General features: G+C 65.5%; 6 protein-coding genes. All 6 read left to right on the top strand.

The genetic code is table 11. From position 1 onward, the window contains the following. On the top strand, positions 1-320 hold a 320-nt coding region (locus ABZE94_RS17785), incomplete at its 5' end, for a sensor histidine kinase (protein ID WP_372876996.1). Beyond that, on the top strand, positions 317-2,272 hold the full coding sequence (locus ABZE94_RS17780; RefSeq protein ID WP_372876994.1) for an ATP-binding protein: 1,956 nt from the start codon (positions 317-319) through the stop codon (positions 2,270-2,272). The genes ABZE94_RS17785 and ABZE94_RS17780, both read left to right, overlap by 4 nt. A gap of 97 nt (positions 2,273-2,369) precedes the next feature. Beyond that, a complete protein-coding gene (locus tag ABZE94_RS17775; protein WP_372876992.1) occupies positions 2,370-4,970 on the top strand; it encodes a CHASE domain-containing protein in 2,601 nt (866 codons plus the stop codon). A gap of 96 nt (positions 4,971-5,066) precedes the next feature. Beyond that, positions 5,067-8,219: a response regulator gene (locus tag ABZE94_RS17770; RefSeq protein ID WP_372876990.1), complete on the top strand. Its 3,153-nt coding sequence runs from the start codon at positions 5,067-5,069 to the stop codon at positions 8,217-8,219. Beyond that, positions 8,212-8,598 (top strand): response regulator, encoded by a 387-nt coding sequence (locus ABZE94_RS17765; RefSeq protein WP_324732836.1) that lies wholly within the window; start codon positions 8,212-8,214, stop codon positions 8,596-8,598. Before ABZE94_RS17770 ends, ABZE94_RS17765 begins: the two co-directional genes overlap by 8 nt. Then, positions 8,591-9,054 (top strand): Hpt domain-containing protein (locus tag ABZE94_RS17760; protein WP_372876988.1); only part of this gene is annotated, 464 nt, incomplete at its 3' end. The genes ABZE94_RS17765 and ABZE94_RS17760, both read left to right, overlap by 8 nt.

Below are 9,054 nucleotides of genomic sequence, written 5' to 3'. Positions count from 1 at the left end.
TGGCCAACCTGCTGTCCAATGCGGCCAAGTTTTCGCCCGCCGGACAGCCTGTCGAGGTTGCCGCGCAACAGCGCGGTGACCAGGTGCGGGTCAGCGTACGCGACCACGGCCCAGGGATTCCCGACGTGTTCAAGGCGAGCATCTTCGCCAAGTTCTCCCAGGCCGATGCCAGCGACACCCGGCAGAAAGGCGGCACCGGCCTGGGCCTGGCGATCAGCAAGGAATTGATCGAACGCATGGGCGGGCAGATCGGCTTCGACTCGGTCACAGGCCAGGGCGCGACCTTCTGGTTCGAGCTTCCGCTTGAGGTGCCGGCATGAAACCCGACATCCCGCCACGCCAGTTGCGCTGGCGCCATCTGTTGAACTGGACCGCCAGCCTGGGGCTGCTGCTGTTGCTCGGCCTGGGCTGCGAATTGCTGCTGCACCAGTACGACCTGCGCCAGCAGCAGGTTGAACAGCAACAACTGCTGGCGCATGCCAACGAAGTCCGCGCGGTGCTGCTGGCCGAACTCAACGCCACCCTGCACCTGGCCACCGGGCTGGCCGCCTATATCCCCGCCAAGCAAGGGCAGATCGATCCAGTGGAACTGAAGCCCTGGCTGGAGGGGCTGCTCCAGCAAGGCCGGCACATTCGCAATATCGGCCTGGCCCCGGACAACCGCATCGCCTTCGTCTACCCACTGGCCGGTAACGAAGCCGCGCTCGGCCTCTACTATCCCGATCAGGCCGCGCAATGGCCCACGGTACAGCGCATCATCGCCAGCCGCAGTCCCGCGCTCGACGGACCACTGCAACTGGTTCAAGGCGGGACAGGCCTGATCTATCGAATACCGGTATATCTCGATGACCAGCACTACTGGGGCATGATCAGCACGGTCATCGACTTCGACCAGCTGTATGCCCAGGTTGAAGAGGTGGCCCGCCAGCGCAGCATTGCGATCAGCTTCCAGCCACTTGCCGAGCCGGCCAGCGCCAGCCTGGCGCTGGCCGCAACCAAGCCTGACGCAGCCCACGTCAAGCTGCCGATAGTGCTGGCCGGCGCCAACTGGCAGTTTGAAGCGCACAATCTGAGCGCGCGCAAACCGTTGCCTGTCTGGCTACGCCTGCTGGGCTGGAGTCTGGCGCTGATCTGCACCGCGCTGGTCAGCCTGGCGCTGCACGCCCAGCACCGTCAGGCCAGCCTGCTGCTGGCGCTCAATCAGAGCCAGCAACAGTTTCTCGATGCCTTTGACATGACCCCGATGGGCTTGGCCCTGCTCGATCAGCAGGGCTGTTTGCTGGCCGCCAACCAGGCCCTTTGCCGGCTGCTGCAACGCAGCCCCGCCACGCTGCGCCACCAGCACCTACGGCAATTCTGCGCGGAGTCCTGTCATCCGCAGTTGCACGCAGAGCTGGCGGCCACAACCCCAGGGCATAACCGCAGCTGGCAACAAAACCTCCTCGATGCCCGCGGCGACTCAGTTGCCGTGATGCTCAGTGCCGCGGTCCTGAGTGGCGGCCCGGATACTGGCGCAACCCGCATTCTGCATATCCAGGACATTCGCGAGAGCAAACGTCTGCTGCACCTGCAAAACGAATTCATCTCCACCGTCAGCCATGAGCTGCGCACCCCGCTGACCGCCATCATCGGCCCGCTGGAGCTGATCAATGCCGGCGCCCTGGGCGAGGTGCCGGAGGCTTTGCAGCCCATGCTGCAAATCGCCCAGCACAATAGCCAGCGCCTGGCCACGCTGATCAACGACCTGCTGGACATCGGCAAGTTGGCGGCTGGCAAGATGCAGTTCGATATCCAACCGCTGGCCCTGCAGCCACTGATCGAGCAGGCCCTGCACAGCAACCAGGCGTATGCCGCGGACTATGGGGTCCACCTGCGCCAGCTTGCCGGCTGCGCAGAGCGGGTCAGGGTCGACGCTCACCGTCTGCAGCAGGTGCTGGCCAACCTGCTGTCCAATGCGGCTAAATTTTCCCCGCGCGGCGGCGCCGTCGATCTTTATACCGAACGCCGTGGCCAGCATCTGCGCCTCAATGTGCGCGATCGAGGCCCGGGGGTTCCGGTAGAGTTTCAGGCGCAGATTTTTCAAAAATTTGCCCAGGCCGACGCTTCCGACACCCGCCAGAAGGGCGGCACCGGCCTCGGCCTGGCGATCAGCAAAGAGTTGATCGAGCGCATGGGTGGGCGCATCGGCTTCGATTCGCCGCCAGGCCAAGGCGCCACTTTCTGGTTCGAGCTGCCACTGGCCGAATCTGCTAAAACGGATCTACCGGCATGAACCGCGCCCTACTGGAACGCCCAAGCAAGCGCTTCTCGGTATGCCGGGAAACCGCGTGCCACTTCGAACCGCTGCACCACCGCGCTAAGGACCAGCCATGAGCGAAACCTTGAACCTGATGGGCTCCGCCAATCGGCAGGCCTTTTTCAGCCGGCGCAATGCCTTGGCCTGGGCGGTATTGGTGATCGCCCTGCTGGCCAACCTGGGCGTCTGGCTGTATCTGCAGGAGCGCGAGCAGCTGGCCGCGCAACGTCAGTTCGACCTGCTGACCAGCGAGGTCAGTCAGGCAATCGGCAAGCGCATGGCCGATCACGAGCAGATTCTGCTCGGTGGGGCCGGCCTGTTCGACGCCAGTCAGCAGGTCGACCGCAGGGAGTGGCGCACCTACCTTGAACGCCTCGAGCTGGCGCAGCATTACCCCGGCATCCAGGGCGTAGGCTACGCACGCTTCCTGCCCCCCGCAGCAGTGGCCGAGTTCGAAACCGCGGTGCGCCGCGAAGGCTTTCCCAACTTTCGCCTGCACCCACCGGGTCCGCGCGAACAGTACAGCTCGATCCTCCTCCTCGAACCCCTGACCGACCGCAACCTGGCGGCCTTCGGCTACGACATGTTGTCCGAGCCAACCCGCCGAGCCGCCATGCTGCTCGCCGCAAGCAGTGGCGAAACGCGCATCACCCAGCGGGTCACCCTGTTGCAGGAAACCCATGGCAAGGTGCAGGCCGGCCTGCTGATGTACGTGCCGGTATACCGCCCGAACCTGCCCCTGGCGAGCCCGGAGCAGCGTCTCGCCGCCTTGCGCGGCTTGGTCTACAGCCCCTATCGGATGGACGACCTGATGGCCGGCATCCTCGGCAGCCAGGCGCCCAAACTGGACTTCAGCATCTACGATGGTGCCCAAGCCCGCACCGAGGCCCTGCTCTTCAGCACCCAGACGAGCGATGGCGGGCGTCACCCAGAGCTCAGCACACAGTTGCAGCTCAACCTCTACGGCCAGCACTGGACCCTGAATTTCAGTAGCCTGCCAGCCTTCGAGGCCAGCTTTCAGCAAAACGGCGCCGTGGTATTGCTGGGCATCGGCGTTAGCCTGCTCCTGTTCGTGCTGGCCTCGGTGCTGACCCTGCGCCGCGAACAGGCCGAAGCCCTGGCGCACAAGATGACCCTGCAGATCCGCCAGAACAGCGCAGCCCTGCGCCAGAGCGAGGAGCGCCAGCGCCTGGTACTCAAGGGCAGCAACGACGGCTGGTGGGATATCGACCTGCAGGCCCAGAGCCTGTTCGCCTCGGCCCGCGCCTGGGAGATGTTCGGCTACCCGCCTGACGAGAGCCCGCAGGATCTGCAGCGCTGGCTGCCAACCCTGTTCCCCGAGGAGCTGGCCGCGCTGCAACAGGAGCTGCAGTGCGCGGTGGAGTCGGGCGCGGAGTCGTTCAGCAGCGAGACATTGATGCTGCACCGCGCCGGCCATCAGGTGCCGGTGCTGCTGCGGGGCTTTATCCTGCGCGACGCCGACGGGCAGTTGCAGCGGTTGAGCGGCACCCTGCTCGACCTCAGCGAGCGCAAGCGCATCGAGAATATGAAGAACGAGTTCGTCTCCACCGTCAGTCATGAACTGCGCACCCCGCTGACGTCGATCGCCGGCGCCCTGGGCCTGATCACCGGCGGCGCCATCGGTGAGGTGCCGCCGCAGATGGCGCAGATGCTGCAAATTGCCCAGCAGAACAGCCTGCGCCTCAGCCACCTGATCAACGACCTGCTGGATATGGAAAAGCTGGCGGCCGGCAAGATGACCTTCGACCTGCTGGTGCAGCCCGTCAAGCCGCTGGTCGAGGAGGCCCTGGCGGCCAACCAGGCCTATGCCGAACAGCACGGCGTATCCTTTCAGCTCGACCAACCGGGCGACATCTGGGTGCGGGTGGATGCCGCACGCCTGCAGCAGGTGTTGGCCAACTACCTGTCGAATGCCATCAAGTTCTCCCCGGCTGGCGCCAGTGTGCGCCTGTATAGCGAATTGCGCGGCAACCGGGTGCGAGTCAGCGTCAGCGACCATGGCAGCGGCATCCCCGAAGCCTTCCACAGTCGGATCTTCCAGAAATTCGCCCAAGCCGATGGCTCGGACCGCCGCGAGCAAGAGGGCACCGGGCTGGGGCTGGCGATCAGCAAAGAGCTGATCGAGCGCATGGACGGCCGTGTCGGCTTCCACTCGGTGCCCGGCCAGGGCGCTACCTTCTGGTTTGAACTGCCGTTGATCGAGGAGTACCTGCTGCCGGTAACCGCCCAACGGGCAGCGGCGGGGCCGCGCATCCTGGTGGTGGAGGACGAGCCGAGTATTGCCCACCTGCTGCAAGTGATGCTCGGTCACGCGGGCTATCGAGTTGACAGCGTACTCAGCGCAAGCCAAGCCCAGCAACGGCTGGCCGAGGGCGAGTACGCCGCCATGACCCTGGACCTGCGCCTCAGCGACGGTCATGGCCTGGCCCTGATCGGCGAACTGCGGCGTCAGCCGGCCAGCCAACAGCTGCCAATTCTGGTGATCTCCGCCTTCTGCGACGAGGGCCGCAAGTTGCTGGAGGATACACAGGGCATTACCTGGCTGGAAAAACCGTTCGACGAGGCGCAACTGTTGGCGAGCCTGGAGCAATCCCTCGCGGCCGCAGCCCAGCGTCACAGCCCGGAGGTCAGCGACCATGGCTCGATGCAATAGGCCGTATCGGCCACGCTCGGCGGTGCGCCAAGCCCCGTCCAAATTACGGCGCCAGCCCTCCGTGCCAGCGCACTATCGATGTGCAAGGACCTGCAGATGAACCAAACCCCCACTGGACCGCCCTTGCCCTTCGACGAGGCCGCGCGACTCACCGAGCTCCAGCAGTACCAGTTGCTCGACACGCCCGCCGAGGAGGCCTTCGACGACCTCTCCCTGCTCGCCGCACAACTCTGTGACGCGCCCATCGCCCTAGTCTCACTGCTCGACGAGCAACGCCAGTGGTTCAAAAGCAAGGTCGGCCTGGCCGCCAGCGAGACACCCCGCGAGCAGGCTTTCTGCGCCCATGCGATCCTCGCCCAGCAGTTGTTCGAAATCCCCGACGCCCTCGAAGACCCGCGCTTCGCCAATAACCCGCTGGTCACTGGGGCGCCACATATCCGCTTCTACGCCGGCATCCCGCTGACCACCCGTCGCGGACACAACCTCGGCACCCTCTGCGTGATCGACCGCCAGCCGCGTCAATTGACCACGGCGCAACGCGACGGCCTGCGCCGCCTCGGCCGCCAGGTCGTGCGCCTGTGCGAGCTGCGCCTGAACCTGCGCCAACATGCCGAGCAGGCGGCGCTGCAGCGCGCCATCCTCGCCAGCGCCGGCAGTGCGATCATTGCCATCACGCCCACGGGCGAGATCAGCAGCGTCAACCCGTCCGCCGAACACTTGCTCGGCTATGTCCAGCAGCACCTGCTCGGCCGACCCTTTGCCACCGCCCTGCTCGACCCCAAGCAACTGGCGGGCCGTGCCGAGGCGCTCGGTCTGGAATGCGCGCAGACCATCGCCGCGGACTTCTCTGTGCTGGCCGCACATGCCGCTCGCGGCCAGGACAAGCCGCGCGAATGGACCTTCGTACGCCAGGACGGCAGCCAGCTGCCGGCCCTGCTGACAGTCTCCGTGGTACGCGACGAGGGCGGAGTCCTGCTCGGTTACGTCGCCATCGCCCAGGACCTGAGCCAGCGCGAGCAGGCCCTGCAGCGCTTGCGGCAGATCGCCGCGCAGTTACCCGGAATGGTGTTCCAGGCGCAGCTGTCCGAGCGCGGCACGGTGCGCTTCCCCTACGCCAGCGAGGGCATAGTCGACATCTACGGGCTGACCCCGGCCGATGTCCGCGAGCATAGCAAGGCGGTGTTCGCGGCCATCCATGAGGACGACCGCGCCAGCGTTGCCGACGCCATCCGCGACTCGGCCAGAACGCTGAGCCAGTGGCACCAGGAATACCGCGTGCGCCATCCCGGCAAGGGCCTGATCTGGGTCGAAGGCAAAGCCACTCCCCTGCGCCAGGCCGATGGCTCGGTGATCTGGCATGGGGTAATCAGCGACATCAGCACGCGCAAGCACCAGGAGCAGGAGCTGGAACAGCAGCAGGAGATGAACCGGCGCCTACTCGAGGCACTCGCCGAGGGGGTGATCGCCTGCGATGCCGAGGGCCAGTTAACCCTGTTCAACGATACCGCCCGGCAATGGCATGGCACCGATGTCAGCCTGCTCGCACCCGAACAATGGGGCGACTACTACGACCTGTTCGAAGCCGATGGCCAGACTCCGCTGACCACTGCCAAGATCCCCCTGCTGCGCGCGCTACGGGGCGAGCGGGTGCGCGACGTGGAAATCAGCATAGTCGCCAAGGGCCAGGCGCCCCGCTTCGTCACCACCAACGCCGACCCGCTGTATGCCCCCGATGGCCGCCAGCTCGGCGCCGTCGTGGTGTTGCATGACATCACCGAGCGCAAGCGCAGCGAACGCATGCAGCGCGAGTTCGTCTCCACGGTCAGCCATGAGCTGCGCACACCGTTGACCTCGATCTCCGGCTCGCTCGGCCTGATCCAGGGCGGGGCGCTCGGCGAACTGCCAGAGAGCATGCGGCAGATGCTCGATATCGCCCATCACAACAGCCTGCGCCTGAGTCATTTGATCAACGACCTGCTGGACATGGACAAGCTGGTGGCCGGCAAGATGAACTTCCAGCTGCACAGTCTGCAGCTCGACGCCCAGCTCGACGAGAGCCGGGCGAGCAACCAGGCCTATGCCGACCAGCATGGCGTGCACCTGGTGCAGGAGCGGGGCCCGGCCCTCAAGGTGCGGGCCGATGCCATGCGCGTGCAGCAGGTGCTGGCCAACTTCCTCTCCAACGCCATCAAGTTTTCCCCGCACGGCGCCCAGGTGCGCCTGAGCAGTGAGCTGCGCGAGCAACGCCTGCGGGTCAGCGTCAGCGACCAGGGCCCCGGGATTTCAGCGGAATTCCGCGAACGGATGTTCCAGAAATTCTCCCAGGCCGACGCCACCGACAGCCGCCAGAAAGGCGGCACCGGGCTGGGTCTGGCGATCAGCAAGGAACTGATCGAACGCATGGGCGGGCGCATCGGCTTCGACTCGATCGAAGGCCAGGGGGCGACCTTCTGGTTCGAGCTGCCGCTGCTGGAGGCCACGAACCTGGCGAGCGCTGCCGAAGATGCTGAGCGACCCAGCTTGCTGGTGATCGAAGATGAACCCGATATCGCCCAGTTGCTGGGCCAGTTCCTGAGCCACGCCGGCTACCGGGTGATGCAGGCGGCCAGCCTGGGGCAGGCCCGGACCCTGCTGGCCGAGCAGCGCTTTGCCGCCATCACCCTGGACCTGCGCCTGCCGGACGGCAATGGCCTGCAGTTGATCCGCGAGCTGCGCAACGATCCGGCCACCAAGGAGCTGCCAGTGCTGGTGATTTCCGCCGCCTGCGACGAGGGCCGCCTGAGCCTGAATGGCAGCTTCCAGGCCATCGACTGGCTGGACAAGCCGATCAATCAAAACAGCCTGCTGGCGCGCCTGCGCCAGGCCCTGCACGGACTGCCGGAAAAACCCCGGGTGCTGCATATCGAGGACGATGCCGACTTGCGTCAGGTGATTGCCGAACAGGGCCGCACGCTGGCCGATTTCGTCTCCGCCAGCAGCCTCACCGAGGCCCGCCAACTGCTGAGCCAAGGCCGCTACGACCTGATTTTGCTGGACCTCAGCCTGCCCGACGGCAACGGCCTGGAACTGCTCGAAGAACTCCACCAGTACCATCCCGGCGTGCCCGTGGTGGTACTCTCCGCACAGGATCTACCTGCCGAACGCCTCGGCCAGGTCGAGGCCACCCTGGCCAAATCGCGCACCAGTGCGCAACACTTCCTGCACCTGCTCGCCCGCCTACTGCCCACCAAGGAGAACCGGCATGCCTGAACTGACCCGCATCCTGCACGTGGAAGACGACCCTTCGATCCAGGCCGTGGCCAAAGTTGCGCTGGAGGCCGTCGGCGGTTTTCGGGTGCTCAGTTGCTCGTCCGGCCAGGAAGCGCTGGACCAGATCCAGGGTTTCGCGCCGGATTTCATCTTGCTGGATGTGATGATGCCCGGCATGGATGGTCCGCAAACCCTGATCAAACTCAGCGAACTGGTGGACATCGGGTTGATCCCGGTGGCCTTCATGACGGCCAAGGTGCAGCCGGCGGAGATCGAGCACTACCGCAGCCTGGGTGCTCTCGACGTGATCATCAAGCCCTTCGACCCGATGCAACTGGCCGCCCAGGTCCGGCAAATATGGAGCCGTGCGCATGGCTGAACAGCCCAGCCCGACCAGCGAACTGCAGCACCAACTGCAACTGCTCAGCGAAAAGTTCGCCGAGCGCCTGGCGCAGGAGCTGCCCGAACTGGCCAGCAAGGCGCAACTGTTGCAAGCCGGCGACCACAAGGCGCAACTGCAGCAACTGCGCAGCCTGCGCGATCAGTTGCACAAGCTGGCGGGCGCAGCCGGCACCTTCGGCTTCGCCAGCATCGGCCAACGTGCCCGTGAGCTCGAACAACAGGCCACTCACTGGCTGGAAAGCCTGCGCCTGCAGGATCAGGGTCTGCAGGAGTTCATCCTCCAGCTGCAGCAGTTCGCCGCGCAACCCGTGCAGAGCGCGGCGGCGCCGAAAAGCCCTGCGCGCCCGCAAAAACCGCTGAAAGCCGAGACCGAGGTGCACTGCATCTACATCCTCGAGGACGAGGTCAGCATCGGCGAGAACATGCGCCTGAC

The sequence above is a fragment of the Pseudomonas sp. genome, assembly GCF_041601375.1.
GTDB lineage: Bacteria > Pseudomonadota > Gammaproteobacteria > Pseudomonadales > Pseudomonadaceae > Aquipseudomonas.
The sequence above is the reverse complement of the archived record's forward strand: the minus strand, read 5'-3'. Positions and strand labels throughout refer to the sequence as shown.

Bases quoted from the DNA above. Each gene is read 5' to 3' on its own strand.
- ABZE94_RS17780 (WP_372876994.1), top strand. From the start codon at position 317: ATGAAACCCGACATCCCGCCACGCCAGTTGCGCTGGCGCCATCTGTTG.
- ABZE94_RS17775 (WP_372876992.1), top strand. From the start codon at position 2,370: ATGAGCGAAACCTTGAACCTGATGGGCTCCGCCAATCGGCAGGCCTTT.
- ABZE94_RS17770 (WP_372876990.1), top strand. From the start codon at position 5,067: ATGAACCAAACCCCCACTGGACCGCCCTTGCCCTTCGACGAGGCCGCG.
- ABZE94_RS17765 (WP_324732836.1), top strand. From the start codon at position 8,212: ATGCCTGAACTGACCCGCATCCTGCACGTGGAAGACGACCCTTCGATC.